Annotated in this window: 21 protein-coding genes; 4 read left to right on the top strand and 17 right to left on the bottom strand. The window is 67.4% G+C overall.

Going from position 1 to position 22,061, the window contains the following annotated elements:
- Positions 1 to 3: 3 nt before the first annotated feature.
- A complete protein-coding gene (locus IMX13_RS12810; protein ID WP_065175153.1) occupies positions 4 to 378 on the bottom strand; it encodes a hypothetical protein in 375 nt (124 codons plus the stop codon).
- A gap of 14 nt (positions 379 to 392) precedes the next feature.
- Entirely contained in the window at positions 393 to 1,577 is a 1,185-nt protein-coding gene (locus tag IMX13_RS12805; protein ID WP_053519292.1) for an SAM-dependent methyltransferase, read from the bottom strand.
- A gap of 59 nt (positions 1,578 to 1,636) precedes the next feature.
- Between IMX13_RS12805 and IMX13_RS12800 the strand changes: the two genes are divergently transcribed.
- Positions 1,637 to 2,374, top strand: coding sequence for a pteridine reductase (locus tag IMX13_RS12800; RefSeq protein WP_074899803.1), 738 nt, complete (start codon positions 1,637 to 1,639; stop codon positions 2,372 to 2,374).
- Between the two features lie 55 nt (positions 2,375 to 2,429).
- On the opposite strand, the gene folK is transcribed toward IMX13_RS12800, so the two are convergent.
- On the bottom strand, positions 2,430 to 2,915 hold the full coding sequence (gene folK, locus IMX13_RS12795) for a 2-amino-4-hydroxy-6-hydroxymethyldihydropteridine diphosphokinase (protein WP_065175155.1): 486 nt from the start codon (positions 2,913 to 2,915) through the stop codon (positions 2,430 to 2,432).
- A 90-nt stretch (positions 2,916 to 3,005) separates the two neighbouring features.
- On the opposite strand from folK, the gene IMX13_RS12790 reads away from it, so the two are divergent.
- A complete protein-coding gene (locus IMX13_RS12790; protein WP_053519299.1) occupies positions 3,006 to 3,755 on the top strand; it encodes a 20S proteasome subunit A/B in 750 nt (249 codons plus the stop codon).
- Between the two features lie 71 nt (positions 3,756 to 3,826).
- Here IMX13_RS12790 and IMX13_RS12785 read toward each other — a convergent pair whose 3' ends face one another.
- The 4 genes from IMX13_RS12785 to IMX13_RS12770 all read right to left on the bottom strand — a co-directional run bounded on the left by IMX13_RS12785 (position 3,827) and on the right by IMX13_RS12770 (position 8,204).
- Positions 3,827 to 5,338, bottom strand: coding sequence for an ATP-binding protein (locus IMX13_RS12785; RefSeq protein ID WP_065175156.1), 1,512 nt, complete (start codon positions 5,336 to 5,338; stop codon positions 3,827 to 3,829).
- A gap of 4 nt (positions 5,339 to 5,342) precedes the next feature.
- Positions 5,343 to 5,783, bottom strand: coding sequence for a response regulator (locus IMX13_RS12780; protein ID WP_053519303.1), 441 nt, complete (start codon positions 5,781 to 5,783; stop codon positions 5,343 to 5,345).
- Positions 5,780 to 7,597, bottom strand: coding sequence for an ATP-binding protein (locus IMX13_RS12775; RefSeq protein WP_053519305.1), 1,818 nt, complete (start codon positions 7,595 to 7,597; stop codon positions 5,780 to 5,782). The genes IMX13_RS12780 and IMX13_RS12775 overlap by 4 nt, the downstream gene beginning before the upstream one ends.
- A gap of 220 nt (positions 7,598 to 7,817) precedes the next feature.
- Positions 7,818 to 8,204 carry a BON domain-containing protein gene (locus tag IMX13_RS12770; protein ID WP_053519307.1) on the bottom strand — a complete coding sequence of 129 codons (387 nt, stop codon included), beginning with the start codon at positions 8,202 to 8,204 and terminating at the stop codon, positions 7,818 to 7,820.
- Positions 8,205 to 8,376: 172 nt separating this feature from the next.
- On the opposite strand from IMX13_RS12770, the gene IMX13_RS12765 reads away from it, so the two are divergent.
- A complete protein-coding gene (locus IMX13_RS12765; protein WP_193396474.1) occupies positions 8,377 to 9,420 on the top strand; it encodes an oxidoreductase in 1,044 nt (347 codons plus the stop codon).
- 56 nt (positions 9,421 to 9,476) lie between these two features.
- Here the strand turns inward: IMX13_RS12765 and gnd are convergent, their stop codons facing one another.
- The 7 genes from gnd to IMX13_RS12730 all read right to left on the bottom strand — a co-directional run bounded on the left by gnd (position 9,477) and on the right by IMX13_RS12730 (position 16,897).
- Positions 9,477 to 10,382 (bottom strand): phosphogluconate dehydrogenase (NAD(+)-dependent, decarboxylating), encoded by a 906-nt coding sequence (gnd, locus tag IMX13_RS12760; protein ID WP_053519312.1) that lies wholly within the window; start codon positions 10,380 to 10,382, stop codon positions 9,477 to 9,479.
- A 10-nt stretch (positions 10,383 to 10,392) separates the two neighbouring features.
- On the bottom strand, positions 10,393 to 11,631 hold the full coding sequence (locus IMX13_RS12755) for a hypothetical protein (RefSeq protein WP_193396473.1): 1,239 nt from the start codon (positions 11,629 to 11,631) through the stop codon (positions 10,393 to 10,395).
- A gap of 17 nt (positions 11,632 to 11,648) precedes the next feature.
- Positions 11,649 to 12,251, bottom strand: a complete 603-nt coding sequence (locus IMX13_RS12750) for a DUF2242 domain-containing protein (protein WP_053519316.1) — start codon at positions 12,249 to 12,251, stop codon at positions 11,649 to 11,651.
- 193 nt (positions 12,252 to 12,444) lie between these two features.
- A complete protein-coding gene (locus IMX13_RS12745) occupies positions 12,445 to 14,622 on the bottom strand; it encodes a carboxy terminal-processing peptidase (RefSeq protein ID WP_053519630.1) in 2,178 nt (725 codons plus the stop codon).
- A gap of 269 nt (positions 14,623 to 14,891) precedes the next feature.
- Entirely contained in the window at positions 14,892 to 15,902 is a 1,011-nt protein-coding gene (gene lipA / locus IMX13_RS12740) for a lipoyl synthase (RefSeq protein ID WP_065175161.1), read from the bottom strand.
- A gap of 18 nt (positions 15,903 to 15,920) precedes the next feature.
- On the bottom strand, positions 15,921 to 16,631 hold the full coding sequence (gene lipB, locus IMX13_RS12735) for a lipoyl(octanoyl) transferase LipB (RefSeq protein ID WP_053519632.1): 711 nt from the start codon (positions 16,629 to 16,631) through the stop codon (positions 15,921 to 15,923).
- Positions 16,619 to 16,897 (bottom strand): YbeD family protein, encoded by a 279-nt coding sequence (locus tag IMX13_RS12730; RefSeq protein ID WP_053519645.1) that lies wholly within the window; start codon positions 16,895 to 16,897, stop codon positions 16,619 to 16,621. Before IMX13_RS12730 ends, lipB begins: the two co-directional genes overlap by 13 nt.
- Before the next feature lie 276 nt (positions 16,898 to 17,173).
- Between IMX13_RS12730 and IMX13_RS12725 the strand changes: the two genes are divergently transcribed.
- Complete coding sequence (locus IMX13_RS12725; RefSeq protein WP_193396472.1) at positions 17,174 to 18,232, top strand: lipid A deacylase LpxR family protein; 1,059 nt, start codon at positions 17,174 to 17,176, stop codon at positions 18,230 to 18,232.
- Between the two features lie 95 nt (positions 18,233 to 18,327).
- Here IMX13_RS12725 and IMX13_RS12720 read toward each other — a convergent pair whose 3' ends face one another.
- From IMX13_RS12720 to mltB, 3 genes are all read right to left on the bottom strand, one after another.
- Positions 18,328 to 19,545 (bottom strand): D-alanyl-D-alanine carboxypeptidase family protein, encoded by a 1,218-nt coding sequence (locus tag IMX13_RS12720; protein ID WP_164150685.1) that lies wholly within the window; start codon positions 19,543 to 19,545, stop codon positions 18,328 to 18,330.
- Between the two features lie 98 nt (positions 19,546 to 19,643).
- Positions 19,644 to 20,906 (bottom strand): septal ring lytic transglycosylase RlpA family protein, encoded by a 1,263-nt coding sequence (locus tag IMX13_RS12715; protein WP_193396471.1) that lies wholly within the window; start codon positions 20,904 to 20,906, stop codon positions 19,644 to 19,646.
- Positions 20,903 to 22,048 (bottom strand): lytic murein transglycosylase B, encoded by a 1,146-nt coding sequence (gene mltB, locus IMX13_RS12710; RefSeq protein ID WP_065175164.1) that lies wholly within the window; start codon positions 22,046 to 22,048, stop codon positions 20,903 to 20,905. Before mltB ends, IMX13_RS12715 begins: the two co-directional genes overlap by 4 nt.
- Positions 22,049 to 22,061 lie beyond the last annotated feature (13 nt).

Here is a 22,061-nt window from a genome sequence, read left to right as displayed (position 1 = left end):
GTGTCAGCCCCGCCAGCGCAGCAGGAGGTCGCGCAGCGGGGTCAGCGCGAGGCCCAATCCGGCAAGAACGCCAACCGTGTTGGCGAGGGCGTCCATCGGGTCGGCCATTCGGTCGCGTGTCAGCGCCCCCTGTGCGAACTCGATCCCGATTCCCATCAGCACCAGGCCCAGCCCGACCCACAGCAGCGGACGTCCTTGCCGGAACAGCTGCACGGCACTGCCGGACAGAATGAAGTACGCCAGGAAATGCTCGACCTTGTCGCCGTTCTCCGGCACGGGAATCGGTGGCGGCGGAATCAGGCAGACCACGATCACGAACAGCACGGCCAGCACCCACAGCGCAGTCCATAGCCGCGGCCGCCGCAGCGGCTTGATCATGCGCGCCGTCGCGCTCACAGGCGCCAGCTCAGATCGCCCAGCGCGAACGCCGGCTCGAAGTCGATTCCACGCTGCAGGCCGATCGCCTGGAAGCGCTCGCCCATGCCGGTCGGCAGGGTCAGCTTCTTCACCTGGTCGCGCAGCTGGATGCGCCCCACCTCATCGGTACGCTCCTCGGCCAGGCTCAGCACCTGGTCCAGGCCATTGCCGATCAGGAAGCTGGCCTGGCTGCAGTACCCCGCCAGCTCGAAGCCACCGTGCAGGCCCGCTTCGGCCATTGCGGTGAAGTCCACCGAGGCCGTGATGTCTTGCAGGCCCGGCCAGCGATGCACGTCGTTATGCACGTGGTGGCGGTAGAAGGCGCGCACCGTGCCGTCGTCGCGATCGTGCTGGTAGAACTCGCTGCGGCTGTAACCGTAGTCGATGAACAGCATCGCGCCGCGTTGCAGGCCACCCGCCACTGCCTGCAACCAGTACGGCAGCTGCGGCAGCACCTCCGAGCGGTATCCGTCGGCGAAGGGCCTTTCGAGATAGCGTTCGATGTGCCGCACGGCGCCGTTGAGCAGAATATCGGCCGGCTGCGCGCCACGGATGAAGTTGCCCTCCGCGTCCAGTTCCACGGTCTCCTCGTAGACCTCGCCGTCCCTGATCAGGAAGCGCGGGGTCGGAAGTGCGTCGATCACCTCGTTGGCGAACACCACACCTTCCCAGTCCTCTTCGAACGGACGGTCGATCCAGTCCACGCGCGTGGCCAGCTCTGCCGGCAGCGCCTGTTGCAGGCGCTGCTGCTGGCGCTGGCGCAGGTCGGCACTGGGTTCAAGGATGGCGTAACGCGAAGGCACCGCATCCAGCTCGGCCAGCCGCAGCAGCACGGCTTCGGCGAAGGCACCGGTGCCGCCGCCCAGTTCCAGCATCCGCGACTGCGCACCGAGCTGGGCGAACACCGGCGCCAGCGCATTGGCCACGCTGCCGGCGAACAGGCCGCCCAGCTCGGGCGCGGTGGTGAAGTCACCACCGCCACCGAACTTGCTGGCACCGGCGCTGTAATAGCCCCACCCGGGTGCGTACAGGCACAGTTCCATGAAGCGGGAAAACGGCATCGCGCCCCCCTGGGCGAGGATTTCAGCACGCAGTGCGGCGGCCAACTGGTCGCTGTGGGCCAGGGCGTCGGCATCGGGCAGAGGGAAGGTAGGCTGCATGGCGTCTTCGAATGCGGTGACAATGGTGCACAGGATAGCCGAGCCTTGGAGGACCCTCGATGAGCGACACCGCCCCCGTGGCCCTGATCACCGGCAGCGCGCGCCGGATCGGCGCCGCCATCGCACGCCAGTTCCACGCCTGTGGCTGGTCGGTGGTGCTGCATGCCAACACGTCCAGCGCCGAGCTGCAGCAGGCCGCCTTCGACCTGGACAACGTCCGTCCGGGCAGTGTGCTGGCCCTGCAGGCCGACCTGCGCGATGCCGGCGCCCTGCCCGATCTGGTCGAGCAGGCCGTGGCCCACTTCGGCCGCCTCGATGCGCTGGTCAACAACGCGTCCAACTTCTTCCCCACCCCGCTCGGCCAGGTGACCGCCGAAGCGATGGATGAGCTGTACGCGGTCAATGCGCGTGCACCGCTGCTGCTGTCACAGGCGGCCGCGCCGTACCTGCGCCGCCAGCAGGGCTGCATCGTCAATCTGACCGATCTGCACGGCACCGACCCGATGCGTGACCATGTGGCCTACACCATGGCCAAGGCCGCACTGGAGATGGCCACCCGGTCACTGGCGCTGGAACTGGCGCCGAAAGTGCGGGTCAATGCGGTCGCCCCCGGTGCGATCCTGTGGCCCGAGCAGGGAAAGGACGATTTCGCCCGCGAGGCCCTGCTGGCGCGCACGCCGCTGGCACGCACCGGCACGGTCGAGGAGATCGCCGAGGCGGTGTACTGGCTGGTGGCCGAGGCCAGCTTCGTCACCGGCCACACCCTGCGCGTGGATGGCGGACGCACGGTGAGTTGAAGTCCGCCGGGCATGGCCCGGCGCTACCAATCTACGTAGGCGAGCGCAGCGGCCCTCATTCCAGGTCAACCACCTCGAATGCCTCGCCAAACTGAGCGTGTGCGCGCCACAGCGCCGCCAGGGCCAGGCCGCTGACCGGGTCGATGAAGTCCGGCGCGATGTCCGCCAGCGGCTTCAGCACGAAGGCGTGCTTCAGCTCGGGGCGCGGAATGCGCAGATGGCCCGGGCCTTCCACGATGTGGTTGCCGTAGAACACCACGTCGATGTCCAGGGTACGGTCGGAGAAGCGCGGACCACTGCGATCACGACCGTGGGCGTCTTCCAGTGCGTGCAGCCAATCATCCAGCGCCTGCAGCGGCAGATCGGTCTGGATCAGCACGCCATTGTTGAGGAAGGCCGGGCCATCGAAGCCGACCGCGGCCGTGCGGTAGGCCGGAGACACCTGCAACGCGCCGAAACGCTCGCGCAGGGCCGCCACCGCGGCGTGGAGATGGCGGCGGGGCTGGACGTTGCTGCCCAGGCTGAGGAGCACGGTGGTCATGCGGTTCAGGTGACGGGTCTGGGGGGCGTGGGCATGCCGTCGTCACGGCGGCCTGCCTACAATCCGGGACGCACATGATAGAGCACCGACATGACCTATTGCGTTGGAATCGAGGTGGACCAGGGCCTGGTCTTCGCCGCCGACACCCGGACCAATGCCTCGCTGGACGATGTGCGCGTGCACCGCAAGCTGCACGTGTTCGAGTATCCCGGCCAGGCGGCCTACGTGTTGATGGCGGCTGGCAACCTGGCCACCACCCAGTTGCTGGTCTCGCGCCTGACCCGGGACGCCGGCGAGCGGCGCACGCCCAACCTGCGCGACATGACCCATCTGTTCGAAGCGGCGGCCTATGTCGGTCGCCTGCTGGTGGACAGCCAGGTGCACGGCGGCCACAGCGAGCACGGCCATGACGGCGTCAACACCCAAGCCACGCTGATCTTCGGCGGCCAGGTCGCCGGCGAACGCCCCGGCCTGTACATGATCTACCCGCTGGGCAATGCCATCGCCGCCTCGCCGGAGACCCCCTACCTGCAGATCGGCGAGTCCAAGTATGGCAAGCCGATCCTCGACCGCATCCTCAGCCCGGCCACGCGCCTTGAGGACGCCGCGCGCACGGCGATCGTGTCGCTGGATTCGACCATCCGTTCCAACCTCTCGGTCGGCCTGCCGATCGATCTGGCATTGCTGCGCGACGGCGAGCTGCGGATCGCCCAGCAGCTGCGGCTGGGCGCGGACTCGCCCCTGTACGCGGACATCCACCAGAACTGGTCACGGCGGCTGGAACAGGCCGTGGACAGCCTGCCACGCTTCCCGTGGGAGACCCCGGAACGGCCGGCGTGACCTGCCGCCGGGCATGGCCCGGCGCTACCTACCGCCTTCGATGACACCGGGCATGGCCCGGCGACGCAAATTCAGCCCAGTGCCTCTGCCACAGCGCGGAACACCTGCTGCATCTGCAACGGCTTGCGCAGCACATGCACCTCGATGCCATCAGGGAATGCATCGGCCGGAACGTCCACTGACGCGTCTTCCAGCACCAGCGCCGGCCCCCGGTAACCCAGTCCGGCCATTTCGCCCAGCAGCTGGCTGGCCGGCAGCAGTTTGGAGCCGGCATCGGCGATCACCAGCGCCGGCATCGCCTCCTGCTGCATCCAGCGCAACGCCGCCGGGCCATCGGAGGCCAGCTGCAGCTGATATCCCTGGCTGGACAGCGCGTTGCCCAGCAGCGACAGGCGCGTGGCTTCGCCATCGACCACCAGGATCGACTGGCCACTGCCGAGTGCCACCAGCTGCTCGATCGGCTCGCCGCTCTCGATGGCGTCACGCATCGGCAGGCGCAGCTCGAAACAGGTGCCCTGCCCCGGCTGGCTGGTGACCGTGATGCTGCCGCCAGCACCTTCGACGATGCGCTTGCAGGAAATCAGGCCCAGGCCGGTACCGTCCGCCTTGGTGGTGAAGAAGGGATTGAACAGATGCGAGAGCGTATCGGCATCCATGCCGATGCCTTCATCGGCCACGGCGATGCGCATCCAGTCCACACCGTCGCGCTCGCCGGCATGGCTTGCGGTCAGGCTCAGGCGGCCGCCGCTGGGCATCGCCTGGATCGCATTGAGTGCCAGGTTCAACAGCACCTGCTGCAGCTCGGTGTAGTTCGCATCGACCGCCAGGCCCTCATCCTCCACCTGCAGGTGCAGGCGCACCGCATCGGGCACGTTGCTGCGCAGCAGCAGCGCCACCGCGTCGAACAGGCCGTCGATCTGCACGCGTTCGCTGGGCTTGCGCGAGCCACGGACGAACGACAACATCGATTCCGCCATTTCATGACCGCGGCGGCCGCACTCGGCGATCACATCCGCAAGGTGGTGCAGCTGCGGATCATCGGTGCGCGCCTTCAGCAGGTCCGGCATGATCAGCAGCGGCTGCAGGATGTTGCGCAGGTCGTGGCTGAGGCCAGCGGCGAGCAGCGAAAGGCTTTCCAGCCGTTGCGCGCGCATCAGCTCGGTCTCCACGCGCGAACGCTCCACCGCGCTGCGCGCCTCGCGGATCGCACGGGCCACCGCCGACGGCAGGCGCGCCGGCTGGTGCTTGATGATGTAGTCGTTGGCGCCCTTCTGCAGCGCCGCCACTGCATTCTCCTCACCCATCGTGCCCGAGACGAAGATGAAGGGAACATCCGGCGCCGTCTCGCGCACGATGCGCAAGGCATCGTCGCCGGAGAAACCAGGCATGCTCAGGTCGGACAGCACGATATCCGGCTGGAAGGAGGCCAGCGCCTGGCGCAGTTCCGCCTCGCTCTCAACGCGCTCGAAGCGGGCTTCCAGGCCCGCATCCAGCATCTGTTCGGACATCAGCTCGGCGTCTTCAGGCGAATCCTCCACCAGCAGGATGCGCAGTGCCCCGAGGGAGGGACCGGTCAGGGGCATGGGCTTACTCGAGTTCCGGTGCCTGGTTGATCAGTGCCCAGAACTTGCCCAGGGTCTGCACGGCACCGAAGAACTGGTCCACGTCCACCGGCTTGACCACGTAGGCGTTCACGCCCATGTCCCAGCTGCGGGCCAGATCGCTCTCTTCGCGCGAGGACGACAGGATCACCACGGGAAGGCGCTTGAGCTCCTCGTGCTCACGGATCTGCCGCAGCACTTCCAGGCCGTCCATGCGCGGCATCTTGATGTCCAGCAGCAGCACCGCCGGCAGGCCCTCCTCGCGGCTGGCGAAGGTACCGCGCCGCAGCAGGTAGTCCATGACCTCCACGCCGTCCTCGACGTGCACGATGGGATTGGCCAGGCGGGCTTCCTGCAGGGCGTCGATCGCCATCTCGGCATCGGCCGGGCTGTCTTCGGCAAGAAGGATGGTGCGCAGAGTCGTCATGCGGAGGGACCTTGTTTGTCCGCGTCGAGCGCGGGAGGCAGGTAGAAGTGGAAGGTTGCGCCGGCGTCCGGCTCGGCTTCGGCCCAGACCCGGCCTCCATGACGGGTCAGCACGCGGCGTACGCTGGCCAGGCCGATGCCGGTACCGGGGTAATCACTGGCCTTGTGCAGGCGCTGGAACACGCCGAACAGCTTTCCGGCATAGGCCATGTCAAAGCCTGCACCATTGTCGCTGACCGTGAACTGATGGCCGCCATCGGGCTGCGGCTGGTAATCCACGCGGATCTTCGCCGGTTCGCGGTTGCTGGAATACTTGACCGCGTTGCCGAGCAGGTTCAGCCACACCTGGCGCATCATGTTCTCATCGGCCACCACGATCGGCAGCGGTGCGATGTTCCATTCGACGTGATGGACCTGGCCACTGCTTTCAGCCTCGGCCTGCAGGTTGGAATCGAGCATCGCACGGGTATCGGACACCAGCGACTGCATGTCCACTGCCTGCTGGCGCATCGCTGCGCGCCCCAGCCGCGAATAGACCAGCAGATCGTCGATCAGCGTCGCCATGCGCCGCGCCGAGCTGGAGATCACCCCGAGGTAATGCAGGCTCTTCTCGTCGGCGCTCTCGCCCAGGTGGCGCGACAGCTTGTCGGAGAAGCCGGCAACGTGGCGCAGCGGCGCGCGCAGGTCATGCGACACCGAATAGCTGAATGCTTCCAGCTCGCGATTGACCTCCGAGACCTGCGCCACCTTGCCTTCCAGCTGGCGGTTCAGTTCCTCCACACGCGACTGCACGGCGCGCTGCACGGTGACATCGCTGACGGTCAGCAACACGACTTCATCGTCGGTATCCGGCAGCGGCATGCGCCGCGCGTTGAGCAGCATGTAGCGCACCACGCCCTCGGAGGTGCGCTGTTCGTGCTCGAAGTCCCACAGCTCGCGCCCGCGCAGCAGCACATCGACCAGGCGCTGGCGCACGACGGCGTCCCGCCAGGCGCCGTCGCCGACGTCATCCAGCAGCAGGCCATCAGCACGTTCGTCCTGGAGGCCGTACAACTCGGCGAAGGCCGGATTGTGCAGCTGCACGCGCAGCTCGCGGTCGAGCAGCACGATCGGCTCACGCACGGTCTGCAGTACTGAGGCAGCGCGTGCGGCCGAGCGCAGCGACTGCCGTTCGGCCTGCAGGCGCCGACCGATCTGCCGCTGCAGCAGCCAGAGCACCAGGCCGAGCAGCGCCAGCTGTACCACCAGCGAGCTCCACGAGACGAATTCGGTCTGCCTGCGCTGCCGCGCAGCCTGTTCGGCCCGCTCGGCCAGCAGCGCCTGCTCGCTGTTCTGCAGCTCTTCAACCACGCTGCGGATCGGGTAACGGGTGCTCAGGTCCTGTACCAGCGCGCGCTGGTCACTGTTCGGTTCGGCCTTGGCCAGCGCGCGCGCCACCGCCAGCCGCCCTTCCAGCATGGACTCGATGCGACCGATGCGGATCAGCTGCTCAGGATTATCGCGTGTCATCCGGCCCAGCTCTGCGAGTCGGCCGGGAATCTCGTTGGCCTTGGCCATGCGCTCGCGCAGACCGGGCGCGTCCACGCCCTTGGACAGCGTCAACGCCGCCGACTCGACATCGCGCACATCGGCCTGCAACTGTTGGAGCGCCACGCCAACCGCCTGCGTATGCGTCACCCAGGCCATGGCTTCTTCGTTCTCACGCTGAAGCTTGCGCTGGGTCAACCACGGCACGACGATGATCGCGGCGGCGGCCAGCGCCAAGGCCGGCAATCGCCAGCGATCCCAGATGTCGTCACTGAACACCAGCGCCATAGTTCCTCATCAGCACGGCCGCAGAGGGATGGGCCCGGACAGGCCCAGCTGCGGCGGAACCGGCAATATAGCGCAGGCGGTCACACCTCTGGAACGTCTGGCCCCGGCAGCTGAACGCTCCAGAAAACACGATGGGTGGAGCCGGGGCTGGCCCGGCTCCACCTTCATGCAGCTGTACTGCCAGCTGTACTGCGGCGCCCCGGCGGGGCGGCGCACGGGATCAGCGCTTGGCCGCCGCGTTGACCTTCAACGCGCTGGCATCAACGCGGGTGACGCCCTTGATGCCCTTGGCCGTAGTGACGGCCTTGTCATGCTCGGCCTGGGTCGCCACCGTGCCGCTGAGGCTGACGACGCCATTCACGGTTTCCACCTTGACCTCGGTGCCCGGCACATTGCTGCTGGCCAGCAGGTCGGCCTTCACCTTGGTGGTGATCCAGGTGTCGGTCACCGGCTCGTTGGAGTCGTGGCGATCGGCGTGGGTCATCGCCGAATGGTCGGTGGCAGGCGGACTCTTGGCTGCCGGATCCTTGGCGAATGCAGCCGAGGAGGACAGCGCCAGGCCCAGGGTGAGGGCCGAAGCAATCAGCGTACGGGTCGGGTTGTTCATCGTGTGTTACCTCCTGCGGAATGTGGGGTCAGTGTGGCCGCAGCGCCGTGCAGCAGGCGTGGCGCTACGGTCACGCCGCCGTGAATCGCGCCGGTTTTCAACGCAACCGTTCAGCTTTGGATCCTGGTCCCCGTCGTTTACCCTGCATGCCTGATCTGCGCGGAGCACTGCCATGCGCCCTGACCTGCAACTGGCCCTGATCGGGTACGGCCTCGCCGGCCGCGTTTTCCACGCGCCGCTGATCCAGCACACCCCGGGACTGACCCTGCACAGCGTGGTCAGTTCGCAGCGCGACCTGCTGCTGCGCACGTTCAGCGATGTACATGTGCGCGCGGCACCCCGGGACGTATTCGACGATCCGGCGGTGGACGCGGTGGTGATTGCCACGCCGAATGACCAGCACGCACCATTGGCGATGGCAGCGCTGGCCGCAGGCAAGCATGTGCTGGTGGACAAACCCTTCGCACTGGACGTGGCCGAAGCCGAAGCCGTGCTGGCGGCGGCGCGCGATGCAGACCGCATCGTCACGGTGTTCCAGAATCGCCGTTTCGACGCCGATTTCCTGACGTTGCAGGCCTTGCTGGCCGAAGGTGCGCTCGGCGAAGTCGCCGAATGCCATGCGCATTTCGATCGCTACCGCCCCCACGTGCGCGAGCGCTGGCGGGAGCAGGAGGGGCCTGGCAGTGGCCTGTGGTATGACCTTGCACCGCATCTGCTGGATCAGATGCTGGTGCTGTTCGGCTGGCCGCAGGCGATCGACGCGGACCTGGCGGTGCAGCGCGAAGGCGGCAGCGGCATCGATTACTTCCATGCGGTGCTGCATTACCCGAGGCACCGCGCGATCCTCCATGCCGGTTCGCTGGTGGCGGCACCGACGCCTCGGTTCGCCGTGCACGGCAGCCGCGCCAGCTGGATCAAGCAGGGCCTGGACGTACAGGAAGCACAGCTGCGCCGCGGCGTTGCGCCGGGCGCGCCGGGCTGGGGCATCGACCCGCGTCACGGCGAGCGGGTGTACTGCGATGCCGAGGACAACGTGCAACGCAGCACGGTCGACAACCTGCCGGGCGACTATCGCCGCCTGTATGCCCAGTTCGCTGCGGCGATGCAGGGTGACGGTGAACCCACGGTCAGCCCATTGCAGGCGCTGCAGGTAATGCGCTTGCTGCAGGCTGGCAGGGACAGCGCTTGCGAGGCCCGACGCATCGCACTGAACTGATCGCGGTCCGCGGCCCGGAACCCCACGGCAGCGCCGAAGGGCTCCGTTCCTGGCGCTTACGACTTCTTGATCGCATGCCCACCGAACTCGTTGCGCATCGCCGCCAGCAGGCGGTCAGTGAACGAATTCGACTCGCGCGACCGCAGGCGTTCCAGCAGCGAGAGCGTGATCACCGGCGCCGGCACATCCAGCGCGATCGCTTCGGCCACGGTCCAGCGGCCTTCACCGGAATCCTCCACGTAGGGGGCGATGCCATCCAGCGACGGATTGCGCTTGAGCGCCTCGGCACTCAGGTCCAGCAACCACGAACGCACCACGCTGCCATGGCGCCAGACCTCGGCAACCTGCGCCAGGTCCAGCTCCATGTCCTGCTTGCGTTCCATCAGTGCGAAGCCTTCGGCGTAGGCCTGCATCATTCCGTACTCGATGCCGTTGTGGACCATCTTGGTGAAATGGCCCGCACCGGGAGGTCCGACGCGTGCCCAGCCCCGATCCTCCGCCGGCGCCAGTGTGCGCAGCAGCGGCGCAACCTGCTCCACCACCTTCGCCTCACCGCCGACCATCAGGCTGTAGCCCTCCTGCAGGCCCCAGATGCCGCCGCTGGTGCCGCAGTCGACGTAGCCCAGATCGTCCTCGGCAAGCGCCTTGGCGCGGCGGATCGAATCCTGGTAATTGGAGTTTCCGCCGTCAATGACGATGTCACCCTCGGCCAGGTGCGGGGTCAGCTGGCCGAGCGTCTGGTCGACCGTTTCGCCCGCCGGCACCATCAACCACAGCACGCGCGGCACCGGCAGCGCGGCGACCGCGGCGGCCAGCGAATCGACTACTTCGATGCCGGCCTCCGCGGCGCGCTGGCGGGCGCCTTCGCCCGGGTCGTAGCCGACCACGCGGTGGCCGCCGCGATGCAGGCGCTGGGCCATGTTGGCGCCCATGCGGCCAAGGCCGATCATTGCAATATCCATTGTTTCACCTTCAGTTGGGGTCTAGGGTCAGGCTGCCTGGCCTGCCGGTTGACGCACAGTGGCGCAGCTGCGCCTCGCGCCAACGCCGGTAGAGCGTGGTATGCAGATTGTGCACCGCCAGGTCGATCGAAAACGGCGTCCGTGGATTGCGGTCGAGCAGCCGGGCGATGTGGTAGCCGATAGGACGTATACCGCGCGGATGCACGTAGATCACGAACTGCTGGTAGAACGGATCGTCCAGCACCTGATCCATGCGTGCCAGGCGGGCGTGGTAGCGCGCTGGAAGGCGCGCCCGCAGTCCGGGGTCGCGTTCGAACAGGAGCCGCTCGAAATAGCGCCGCCCCACCCGCGGCAGCCCCTGCGCCAGTTGCCACAGCTCGGCGTTGCGCTGGTCGTACCAGGCCAGGCCTCCGTGGCGGGCAAGCGCCTGTGCTGCATCTGGCCCGACGTCGACCACGACGAAGTTCTCGGCCTGGTTGCTCAGATCGTCCAGCGTGCTTTTGTCGTATACGTGTTCGATGAAGCCGGGCACGCCCGCGAAGGCCTGACGTCCCCTCGCCGAGGTGCGCACGGCTTTGCCGTCGGCAAGGAAGTCGCCCGCATGCGCACCGAGCAGGACACTGTCGGTGCCGTGCAGCGCGATGAAGGTGCCGATCGACAGTTCGCCTGCGGTGAACTCCGCGTCGAACGCAGCATCGCCATACAGCTCACGCTGCGTTGCCAGCTGCGCGACCTGGCGGCCGACACCGCATTCGGCACGCACCGCACCGCCGTAGAACGCCTGCAGCGCGCGGCTGTTGCCATCCACGGGAACGTAGCCGCGGCCGAAGCTGCGCACGCGTTGCCACCCCTGCGCCCGTGCGCCCTGCATCCCGAAGCCGATCCAGCCCAGCTGTGCGCCGGAGAAGCGGAACTGCGGGTTGCCCTGCAGCGACGTGGCGGCCCGCCGGGTCGCCGCGCCCAGTTCGAAGGCATAGGCACAGACCGTGGCAGGATCCTCCAGAAGCTGCTGCAGCAGCGCCTCGCGCTGCGCCCCGTCCAGCGTCTGCGGCCATCGCACACGCAGATCACCTGCGGCCTGCGCCTCGACCAGCGATGCCCGGGTGCACACCGGGCCACCCTGGATCTGCGGCGCACTGACCGCAGCCACTTCAAACCGCCAGCCCAGCCGCTGCAGCAGGCCCTGCGCGCAGTCCGCGGCCGCCGCCGCGCTGCCTGCCGGCGAAGCCAGCAGCAGGGCCATGACCATCAGCCCACGCCGCACGCTCAACCCTGATCCGTCGCCGCCGCCGGCTCCGATACGGGGGGAGCGGGCAGCCGTTCCGGAACCGGCGGCGCCTCACCGGGGGCGGCCGGCAGGTACTGCTGCAGGCGCTGGAAGAACCGGCGGTAGAAGTCGGCATCGGTGATGGTGCTGCTGGCGACCTTCACCAGGGAATCGTCATTGCTGCCGAACGGCAGCGATACCGAACCCAGTGCGCCCACGCCCACGCTGGCCGAGGTCGGGCTCTTCTTCAACGCATAGCGGTCCTGCACCGCGCTGACGAACACCAGCGACTGGCTGCCACGCGGCGCGCAGGAGATGCGGAGTACCAGTTGCTCGTGATCGTCCTCGCGTGGCTGGAAGTTCTTGCTCCCCTCCACCTGCGCGTCATCGACGCGGGCGATCGCATAGCCCTGGCTGAGCAGGGCCCGTCGCGCCGCTTCACAGGCATCGGCCGGGCGGCTGTCGACCGTCCGGGAGAAGGTGTCGCCGGAATCGAAGGACTCGCGCAGCACGGTGCTGTCGGCGGCGCGGCCACCGCAGGCCGACAGGATCAGGGCACTGGCAATACCGACGGCAACGCTGCACAGAGGGGAGACCCGCATGGGAACTCCTGCGAGAAAGGTAGCTGCTAGGGTAGTCCCGCCCCCGTGTGCGGCAGGTCGACAGCACCGCTGGCGGCGCAGGTTGTTGCTCCCGGTTCATGCACCGGCAGCGCCGGGCATGACCGGCGCTGCCCGTCAACGCAGACGGGGCCGGCATTGCCGGCCCCGTGGGGTACTTCATGTCACGCGTGGCTCAGTCGGCCCAGCGACCGGCCCCGGTGGACTGCGGCAGCACCTGCGCCGACAGCGGGCGATCATTGGCCAGCAGATTCACCGCATCGGCCAGGATCGCAGCGGATTCACGCAGCAGCGGGTCCGGTCGCTTCTCGGCGGCCTTCTCACGGGCGGCATCCTTGACGATATCGCGCTCGTTGCCGGTCAGGCCGTCATCGCTGCTGTCATCGGCCAGCGGATCCAGGGCCAGGCCCAGCTCCTTGCGCATGATCTGGCGCTCCTTGCGCTGGGTGTCCTGGCGTTCCCGCTCGGCACGACGCGTCGCTTCATTGAGCGAGACATACTTCTTCGCCGCTTCGGCACGGAACTGCTCGACATCCTCGTTCCACCACACGAATTCCTTGTCGGTGGCGATGCGTGCCTCGTGGCGGGTTTCCAGCTTCGGCAGCAGCGGCGCGAAGTTGCCGTACTGCGTATGCGGCACCGCGGCGATGCGGGTCCACGGCAGGGCATTGTCGTAGGTGCTTTCGCCGAACTCGGTGGCATCGACGCTGGCGGGGAACGCCAGGTCCGGCACCACGCCCTTGTGCTGGGTGCTGCTGCCGCTGATGCGGAAGAACTGGGCGATGGTCAGCTTGACCTGGCCGAAGCGCTGCGTTTCGCCGCTCGGCCAGCGATCAAGGTCGACGATGTTCTGCACGGTGCCCTTGCCGAAGGTGGTCTCGCCGATCACCAGGCCGCGGCCGTAGTCCTGGATGGCACCGGCGAAGATTTCCGACGCCGAGGCCGAACCACGGTTGACCAGCACGGCCAGCGGGCCGTCCCACGCCACGCCCTGATTGCGGTCGCTGTTGACGGTGATGCGGCCGCCCGATTCACGCACCTGCACCACGGGGCCCTGTTCGATGAACAGCCCGGTCAGTTCGATCGCCTCGTCCAGCGAGCCACCACCGTTGTTGCGCAGGTCCAGCACCACGCCGTCGAGCTTGTCGTTCTTGAAGCCCGCCAGCAGCTTGGCCACATCGCGCGTGGCCGACGCATAATCGGCGGCATTGCGGCGGCGGCCCTCGAAGTCCTGGTAGAAGGTCGGCAGCTTGATCACGCCGATCTTCCGCGCCGGCTCGCCATTGGCGGCCGGAATGGTCATCGTTTCACCCTTGGCGGCCTGCTCGGCCAGGCGCACCTTCTGCCGGGTCAGGACCAGGGTGTGATGCTTGCCATCGGCGCCCTCCTCGGCCGGGATGAACTCCAGCTTGACCTGGGTATCCTTGGCACCGCGGATCTTGGCCACGACATCGTCGATGCGCCAGCCGATCACATCCTCGACCACGCCCGACTTGCCCTGACCGACGCCGACGATGCGGTCACCCGGCTTCAGGGTGCCATCCACGGAGGCCGGTCCGCCGGCGATGATCTCGCGGATCACCACCATGTCGTCCTGCCGCTGCAGCTGCGCACCGATGCCTTCCAGCGACAGCGACATCGCCTGGTTGAAGTTCTCGGCGGTACGCGGAGTGAAGTAGTCGGTGTGCGGATCGACCGCACTGGTGTAGGCGTTGAGGAAGAACTGGAAGACATCCTCGCCCTTCAGCTCGTTGACCGACTTCTCCAGCGTCGCGTAGCGCTTGTCCAGCGTCTTGCGGATGTCGTCCGGCTTCTTGCCGGCCAGCTTCAGGCGCAGCCAGTCATTCTTGACCGACTTGCGCCACAGTTCATCCAGCTCGGCATTGCTGGCCGCCCACGGCACCTTCTTGCGGTCGTACTCAAAGCGCTCGTCGGTGGTGAAGTCCGGCTCCTGCCTGAGCAGCTTGCGTGCGTAGGCCACGCGCTCGCCTACGCGCTGCTTGTACACCGCGAAGACCTGGAAGGCCGGCTCAAGTTCACCGCCACGGATGGCATTGGCGATGTTCGCCTCGAAGGGTGCGAAGCGCGCCACATCGGCCTGGGTGAAGTACTGCTTGCCGCCGTCCAGGGTCTCCAGGTAACGCTTGAACACATCCTTGGAGGTGGCTTCATCGAGCGCACGCGGACGGTAGGCGTACCGGCTGTCGGACAACAGGCCGTACACCAGCTTGGAGGTGGTCACCTGATCGGCGGTCGCCGCAGCCGGCAGCGCCGGCGAATCGGCCTTGGCCGACAGCGCCAGCGGCGCTACCAGCGCCAGGGCCATCAGGAATGCGGGGGCTTTGAATTTCATGAACGTGCTCGAAGGCGCCTTGCCAAGGGGGAGACTGCGTGGTGTTCAGACATCACGACAGTGCCGAAAGTTGCCGGGTTTGTCACCCGTCCGCATCCGGTGGAAAACCAGCCTAGCGGGGCCGGTGTAGCAAATTGTGAATGCAGGCGAAGGCGTGCGGACCAACGGTCCGCGCCCACCACGGTGGTAGGCACGCCCATCGGTAGCGCCGGGCCATGCCCGGCGAGCGCAGCGGGAAAGAACCGCCGGGCATGGCCCGGATCTACCGGTCAGGAAACTCCGGCGCCCTTGGCCTGCACGTCGGCGTGGTACGAAGAGCGCACCATGGGGCCGGAGGCGACGTGACTGAAGCCCAGCTCATAGCCGTAGTCTTCCAGCGCCTTGTAATCCTCGGGCGTCCAGTACTTCAGCACCGGGTGGTGGTGCGCGGTCGGCTGCAGGTACTGGCCGATGGTGATCATGTCCACGTCGTGGGCACGCAGGTCACGCATCGTCGCCTTGATCTGCTCGAAGTCCTCGCCAAGACCCAGCATGATGCCGCTCTTGGTCGGCACCTGCGGGTGCTGGGCCTTGAAGTTCTTCAGCAGCGTCAGCGACCACTGGTAGTCCGCGCCCGGGCGCACGTTGCGGTACAGGTCCGGCACGGTCTCGATGTTGTGGTTGAACACGTCCGGCGGGTTCTGCGCGAGGATGTCCAGCGCGCGCTCCATGCGGCCCTTGCCGCGGAAGTCCGGGGTCAGCACTTCGATGCGGGTACCCGGCGACTTCTCACGGATGGCGGTGATGCAGTCGACGAAGTGCTGGGCACCGCCGTCGCGCAGGTCATCGCGGTCGACACTGGTCACCACCACATACTTCAGGCCCATGTCGGCCACCGTCTGGCCGAGGCTGGCCGGCTCGTTGGCATCCGGCGGCTTGGGCCGGCCGTGGGCGACGTCGCAGAACGAGCAGCGGCGGGTGCAGACCTCGCCCAGGATCATGAAGGTCGCCGTACCGTGGCCGAAGCACTCATGGATGTTCGGGCAGCTGGCTTCCTCGCAGACCGTCACCAGGCGGTTCTCGCGCAGCTTGGCCTTCAGGTTCTGGACCGCATTGCCCGAGGGAATGCGCACGCGGATCCAGGAGGGCTTGCGCAGCACCGGTGCATCGGCGAACTGAACCGGCGAACGGTTGATCTTGTCCCCGCCCAGCTGCTTGACGCCGGCCTGCAACGGCGCGGCGGTCGGAATGTCGCCCTGCACGATCTGCAGGGGAATGGTGCGGGCAGTGGTTTCAGTCATGGCAGTTCCGGGGAGCGGTCACGCGGCCGCAGAGAGATCAGGCAGTTCGGGCACGTGCTGCAGCCGCAGGCCGAACTGGCGGGCCAGCTGTTCCAGCAGCACCGTCTTGACGGCATCCATCCCGGACGGCCCGCCCAAGTCTACCACCGAGGTCACCTGCAGCCCCTGGTAACCACAGGGGTTGATGCGGTGGAAGGGTTCCAGGTCCATGGCCACGTTGAAGGCCAGGCCATGGAAGGTGCAGCCACGGCGCACGCGGATGCCCAGCGCGGCAATCTTGGCATTGCCAACGTAGACGCCCGGGGCACCTTCGCGGCGTTCGGCACCGATGTTCCATTCGGCCAACGTATCGATGATGGCCTGCTCGATGCGGCACACGTAGTCGCGCACGCCGATGCCCAGGCGCGGCAGGCGCAGCAGCGGGTAGATCACGATCTGCCCCGGCCCGTGGTAGGTGACCTGGCCGCCGCGGTCCACGTGCAGCACCGGGATCGCCCCCGGCGCCAGCACATGCTCGTCCTTGCCGGCCTGGCCGAGGGTGAACACCGGATCGTGTTCCACCACCCACAGCTCGTCGGTCGTCTCGTCAGCGCGCTGATCGGTGAAGCGCTGCATCGCCCGCCAGACCGGCTCATAGGCCTGGCGGCCAAGGTCGCGCACCAGCGCCGGACGCGGCGGGCGGTTTTCCGGAGCGGCGTCGGCCGGGCAGCTGTCGGCTACAGCGTCCACTTCACTTCCGGGTGATCGCGCAGCGCCCGATGGGCTGCGTCGTACTGTTCGCGGGTCTCGGCCTTGAACACCAGCCGGACCGACACGTACTTGCCATTGGACGAATGCTTCCAGCTGATGCGCTCGTTCACGACGTCGAGGCCTTCGGCCTGCAGCAGTCGGGGAAGCTCATGCTCCAGGCCGCGGTTGGCCGGGCCCATGGCGCTGAGCTCGAACTGGCCGGGGAACTGGAAGCCGTGGTCGGGGTTGTCGGACTTGATTTCCATGGACCCATTATCGGGCCGCAGGGCAACAAACCCAAGAGTATTCATCCAGGTCAACACGGACACCGGCAGGCCGCTGCGTTGCACCTGAATTCCCATTCAGCTTCCTGCCGCGGGCGCGCGACAAGCCCCCCCCGGCGCCGGTTGTCGTCACGAGACAATGTCGTTTTCGGAACAGACAAGTGACCGGGACGCGCTCGTACCGTCACGCGGGCCGGGGTACCGTGTCGTTGCATATAACGACAGACGACCACCCCTTTCCCCATGAGCATTCCATCCATGCGTAGCGTCGCAGCCCTCGGGCTGTCCGGCCTGCTGGCCGCCGCCCTCCCCCTTGCCGCGCAGGCCGCCGAACAATGCGGCCCCGATGCCATGCGTGAGCACCCGCCGCAGATCAATTTCCGCGTTGACAACGACCTGTTCGGCGGCCGCCACCAGGACCAGGGGTATACCAACGGCGCCGAACTGACCTTCGTATCACCGAACCTCGTCGATTACACCGACGATCCCTGCCTGCCGCGCCTGGCGCGCTGGGTCAACGGCTATCTGGAGCGCCTGCACCCGGGCCGGTTCGAACAGCAGAACATGATCTTCAGCATCGCCCAGGGCATCTTCACCCCGACCGACTTCACCCGGAAGGACCTGATCAAGGATGACCGCCCCTACGCGGGCGTGCTGATCGCCAGCTTCGGCTACAACGCACGCAGTGGTGATCGACTGCAGACCACCCAGCTGACGCTGGGCGTTGTCGGTCCGTGGGCCCAGGGCAAGCAGGTGCAGAACGCGGTGCATGAGGTGCTGAACGATGAGAAGTTCCAGGGCTGGGACAACCAGCTGCACAACGAGCCGCTGGTGATGCTGACCCACGAGCGGATGCGGCGTTGGCCGGGCGACGCCAGCATCAACGCAGGCGGCTGGGGCTGGGACGCGATCAGCCACTACGGCGGCTCGGTCGGCAACCTGGCGACCAAGGCCAACATCGGTGGCGAGGTGCGCTTCGGCTGGAAACTGCCGGATGACTTCGGCAGCACGCCGCTGCGTCCTGCCGGCGAGAACACCGCGCCGACCCGCGGTGGCAGGCCGAGCGGCTGGTCATGGCACCTGTTCGCCACCAGCGATGCCGCCTGGGTGATCCGCAACATCACCCTGGACGGCAACACCTTCCGCAACAGCCACAGCGTCGACAAGCGCCACATCGTGGCCTACGGCGGCTACGGAATCGCGGTGATGCGCGGTCGCTGGAAGTTCGCGGCGGCGCGCTACCACAGCACCCGCGAGTTCAACGGCCAGCGCGAGGCACCGGTGTTCGGCAGCTTCACCATCAGCCGTTCGCTCTAGAACAGTGCGGACATCTGGTCCGCACATTGGCTGCAACGGAAAAGGCCGGCATGCGCCGGCCTTTTCCTTTTCATGTCAGCGCACGGCGCTGCGCATCATTCCGATTCCCACCACATCCAGAAGCTGTCCCACAGGCGCTTGAAGAAACCGGCCTGCTCGACGGCAGCCACCGCCACCAGCGGTGCTTCGGCCACCACCTTGCCATCCAGGCTCACCTTCACCGTGCCGATCTGCTGGCCGGCCGTGAACGGCGCTTCCAGGGTCTTGGGCACATCGATGCTCGGCTTCAGATCGTTGTAGCGGCCACGCGGCACGCTGACCAGCATCGGCTGGGCCACGCCCAGCTGCACCTTGTCACTGGTGCCCTTCCACACCTTGTGCTCGGCGACGGCCTTGCCCGGCTCATACAGGCGGTGCGTTTCGAAGAAGCGGAAGCCCCAGTTCAACAGCGCCAGGCTGTCATCGGCGCGCTGCTTCTCGGAGGCGCCGCCCAGCACCACCGCGATCAGGCGCTGGTCGCCGCGCTGCGCCGAACTCATCAGGCAGTAGCCCGCCTCGGAGGTGTGCCCGGTCTTGATGCCATCGACACTGCCGTCGCGCCACAACAGCAGGTTGCGGTTGGGCTGCTTGATGTTGCCGACCTGGAATTCCTTGATCTTGTTGTACGCGTAGGTTTCCGGGTAATCACGCACCATCGCCCGTCCCAGCAACGCCAGGTCATAGGCGGTGCTGTGGTGGCCCGCGGCGGTCAGGCCGTGGGCGTTGACGAAGTGCGAGTTCTTCATGCCGATCTTGGCGGCGTAGCTGTTCATCAGCGAGGCGAAGGCTTCCTCGCTGCCCGCCACGTGCTCGGCCAGGGCGATCGCGGCATCGTTGCCGGACTGGATGGCCATGCCCTTTTCCATGTCTTCCAGGCGCGCGGTCTGGTTCACCGGGAAGCCGCTGTAGCTGCCGTCGGTACCCGCACCGCCTTCGCGCCAGGCGCGCTCGCTCATCATCACCTGGTCATCCGCACGGACCTTGCCGTTCTTGACCTCGGCGGCGATCACGTAGGACGTCATCACCTTGGTGATGCTGGCCGGCGCCAGCTGCTCATGGACGTTCTCGCCCGCCAGCACCTGGCCGGTGGCGTAGTCCATCAGGATCCAGGCCTTGGACACGCTCGGCACCGGGGCCGGTGGCGTGGCCACGGTGGCCGGAGCCGCAGCGGCGGCAGGTGCGGGTGCGGCCGGGGTCGGCAGCGGCGTCTGGGCAGAAGCCAGGCCCACCACCAGGGTGGCGGCCAGGGCGGTGGCGGCGGAACGGAAATTCATTGGACAGCGGGCTCCAGGGACGGCCGGGAATGGAGGGGGAACAGAATGGCCATTGTAGGCCGGGGGGGCCCGGGCCGGCAGCACCGACCCGGGCGGGATCAATCCTTGACGATCTGCGGCGATCCAAGGCCCAGACCGGCGATGCGGCCGACAAGTTCCGCGGCACTGGCATGGTCGCTGGCGGGTACGCGCAGACGGAAGAGCGTGCGGCCACCGGCGGCGATGTCGCTGATGGTCGCGCCGACGATGCCGGCCGCATTGAGCTGGCCCATCGCACGATTGGCATTGTCACGGTTGGAGAAGCTGGCCACCTGCACCATCACCGCACCCACCACCTGCTGCGACAGCGTGGGGCTGCTGGCCGGTGCCGCGGAAGCGCGCGGCGCCGTGGCGGCGACCCTCGCCGGCGCAGCGGCAGGTGCCGCAGTGCGGACGGCCACTGCACTCGGCGGCAGGCTGCTGACCGCCACGTCCGGCAGCGTGCTGACCACCGCCTGCGTGGTGGCCGGCTGGCCCCGCGTCGGCGCCGCATCGGCAGGCAGGCGTTTGACCAGGCGGTCGATGTCACTGTCGGCCGCCGGGCGCGTGGCGACAGTGCTCGCCATCGTCGTCGTCGCACCGGCAGCGGCGGCGGCTTCGGCCGCGCGGCGCTCGCGGCGCGACGGCTTCTGCGCCAGCAGATTGCCCTCACCCGGCTGCAGCGCGCGCACCTCCACATTGCCGGTTCCGCGCTGGGTGATGCCCAGGCGTACCGCAGCGGCATAGCTCAGATCGACCACGCGGCCATCGTGGAACGGGCCCCGGTCATTGACCCGCACGATCACCGACTCGCCGTTGTCCAGATTGGTCACGCGGGCGAAGCTGGGCAGCGGCAGCGTCTTGTGCGCAGCGGTGAACTGATACATGTCGTAGACCTCCCGGTTCGAGGTCAGGCGGCCATGGAACTTGGCGCCGTAGTACGACGCCGTACCGCGCTCGACATAATCGCGGGTATCGTCGAGCACCTTGTACGACTTGCCCAGCACCACGTACGGCGACTTGTTGCCGATGGCCGAACGTGTTTCAGCCGTCACTTCCGGCTCGGGAATGCAGGCCACGTTCGGAATGTAGGTCGGCGTGCTGTCTTTCACGCCCGGCCGGTACAGGCCGCCGGCGGTGTAGTTGCCCCGCGTGTTCGGGTCTTCCTTGGCCGCCGCATAGGGCGATCCCTCCGGACAATGCGCCGGGCGCGTGCCCCTGCCCTGCACCACCGTACCGGAAGGCGTTCCACCATGGCCGGCGGTGGCCGGCTTCTTCGGCGCGCTGCTGCAGGCGGCCAGCGCGAGGACGATCAATCCAGGGACCAGCCATCTGATGTTCATGCCGGGGGCAGCTCCTGTCCGGCAATGGCCTGCGACAACTGGAACACGGCCATCGCGTACATCTTCGAGAGGTTGTAGCGGGTGATCGCGTAGTAGTTCTGGAAGCCCAGCCAGTACTGCTTGCCGGTGCTGCCCTCGAGCGTAACCGGAGTGGCCGTCGCACCCGGCTGTACCGGTGCGGCAGGCTGATAGCCACGCTGGGCCAGATCGGCCAGCGACCAGGTCGGTGCCCACTCGGTCGGATTGAATTCCTCGCGCCCCGGAGCGAGTGTCGCCGGCACGGCCACCTGCCCGCCCCGGACCCAGCCTCCCTTCTTCACGAAGTAGTTGGCAATGGAGGAAAACACGTCGTCGTAGCTGTTGAACAGGTCACGGCGACCGTCGCCGTTGCCATCCACGGCATAGTCCAGGTAGCTGGACGGCATGAACTGGCCCATGCCCATCGCACCGGCATAGCTGCCCTTGAGCGTGGTGATGTCGAGTTTCTCCTCGCGGCCCAGTTCAAACAGCTTGGCCAGTTCATCACGGAAGAACAGCTCGCGGCGCACCTCGCGTTCCAGCTTCTCCGGATCGCCGCTGCGCGGGTAGTAGAAGGCCAGCGTGTACAGCGCATCGAGCACGCGGTGGTTGCCGGCATTCCTGCCATAGCTGGTCTCCACGCCGATGATCGCCACGATCACCTCGGCCGGAACACCGGTGCGCTGCTGCACGCGATCCAGCTCGGCGCGGTGTTCGGCGAGGAAGGCACGGCCCCCCTCGATGCGCGCCTTGCTGATGAACATCGGCCGGTATTCGTTCCAGGGTTTGACCCGTTCGGCAGGGCGCGACATCGCGGCGATGATCGGCTGGCGCACCTGCGCCTGGTCGAGCACGCGACGGATCTCGTCGGGCTGGAGTCCGTAACGCTTGGCGGTATCGGCGATGAAGGTGGCGCGCGCAGTCTCGAACGGAACCGGCGTGAGATCGACCGGCGGCGCGGTGGCGGCGGTGGCTTCCGGCGCGGCCTCGGCCGGTCCCTTGGGCTTGGTGGCCGGATGGCGCGGCGTGCTGCTGGCCTGCGGTGAAGACGGTGGAGATGTCGGCTGGGTCGCGCAGGCGACCAGGCCGAGGGTAAGCATGCAGGCCAGAGTGCGTCGAATCATCGTCGCAGGTTAG

Origin of the sequence: Stenotrophomonas sp. B2 (assembly GCF_014947095.1) — a bacterium.
Classification (GTDB): domain Bacteria; phylum Pseudomonadota; class Gammaproteobacteria; order Xanthomonadales; family Xanthomonadaceae; genus Stenotrophomonas; species Stenotrophomonas maltophilia_P.
Note: the sequence above shows the minus strand (reverse complement) of the source record. Positions and strands in the feature narration are given on the sequence as shown.

Bases quoted from the DNA above. Each gene is read 5' to 3' on its own strand.
- IMX13_RS12725 (WP_193396472.1), top strand. From the start codon at position 17,174: ATGCGTAGCGTCGCAGCCCTCGGGCTGTCCGGCCTGCTGGCCGCCGCC.
- IMX13_RS12765 (WP_193396474.1), top strand. From the start codon at position 8,377: ATGCGCCCTGACCTGCAACTGGCCCTGATCGGGTACGGCCTCGCCGGC.
- IMX13_RS12715 (WP_193396471.1), bottom strand. From the start codon at position 20,906: ATGAACATCAGATGGCTGGTCCCTGGATTGATCGTCCTCGCGCTGGCC.
- folK (WP_065175155.1), bottom strand. From the start codon at position 2,915: ATGACCACCGTGCTCCTCAGCCTGGGCAGCAACGTCCAGCCCCGCCGC.
- IMX13_RS12780 (WP_053519303.1), bottom strand. From the start codon at position 5,783: ATGACGACTCTGCGCACCATCCTTCTTGCCGAAGACAGCCCGGCCGAT.
- IMX13_RS12785 (WP_065175156.1), bottom strand. From the start codon at position 5,338: ATGCCCCTGACCGGTCCCTCCCTCGGGGCACTGCGCATCCTGCTGGTG.
- lipA (WP_065175161.1), bottom strand. From the start codon at position 15,902: ATGACTGAAACCACTGCCCGCACCATTCCCCTGCAGATCGTGCAGGGC.
- IMX13_RS12755 (WP_193396473.1), bottom strand. From the start codon at position 11,631: ATGGTCATGGCCCTGCTGCTGGCTTCGCCGGCAGGCAGCGCGGCGGCG.
- IMX13_RS12800 (WP_074899803.1), top strand. From the start codon at position 1,637: ATGAGCGACACCGCCCCCGTGGCCCTGATCACCGGCAGCGCGCGCCGG.
- IMX13_RS12810 (WP_065175153.1), bottom strand. From the start codon at position 378: ATGATCAAGCCGCTGCGGCGGCCGCGGCTATGGACTGCGCTGTGGGTG.
- gnd (WP_053519312.1), bottom strand. From the start codon at position 10,382: ATGGATATTGCAATGATCGGCCTTGGCCGCATGGGCGCCAACATGGCC.
- IMX13_RS12805 (WP_053519292.1), bottom strand. From the start codon at position 1,577: ATGCAGCCTACCTTCCCTCTGCCCGATGCCGACGCCCTGGCCCACAGC.
- IMX13_RS12745 (WP_053519630.1), bottom strand. From the start codon at position 14,622: ATGAAATTCAAAGCCCCCGCATTCCTGATGGCCCTGGCGCTGGTAGCG.
- IMX13_RS12720 (WP_164150685.1), bottom strand. From the start codon at position 19,545: ATGAATTTCCGTTCCGCCGCCACCGCCCTGGCCGCCACCCTGGTGGTG.
- IMX13_RS12770 (WP_053519307.1), bottom strand. From the start codon at position 8,204: ATGAACAACCCGACCCGTACGCTGATTGCTTCGGCCCTCACCCTGGGC.
- IMX13_RS12775 (WP_053519305.1), bottom strand. From the start codon at position 7,597: ATGGCGCTGGTGTTCAGTGACGACATCTGGGATCGCTGGCGATTGCCG.
- IMX13_RS12790 (WP_053519299.1), top strand. From the start codon at position 3,006: ATGACCTATTGCGTTGGAATCGAGGTGGACCAGGGCCTGGTCTTCGCC.
- mltB (WP_065175164.1), bottom strand. From the start codon at position 22,048: ATGATTCGACGCACTCTGGCCTGCATGCTTACCCTCGGCCTGGTCGCC.
- IMX13_RS12730 (WP_053519645.1), bottom strand. From the start codon at position 16,897: ATGGAAATCAAGTCCGACAACCCCGACCACGGCTTCCAGTTCCCCGGC.
- IMX13_RS12750 (WP_053519316.1), bottom strand. From the start codon at position 12,251: ATGCGGGTCTCCCCTCTGTGCAGCGTTGCCGTCGGTATTGCCAGTGCC.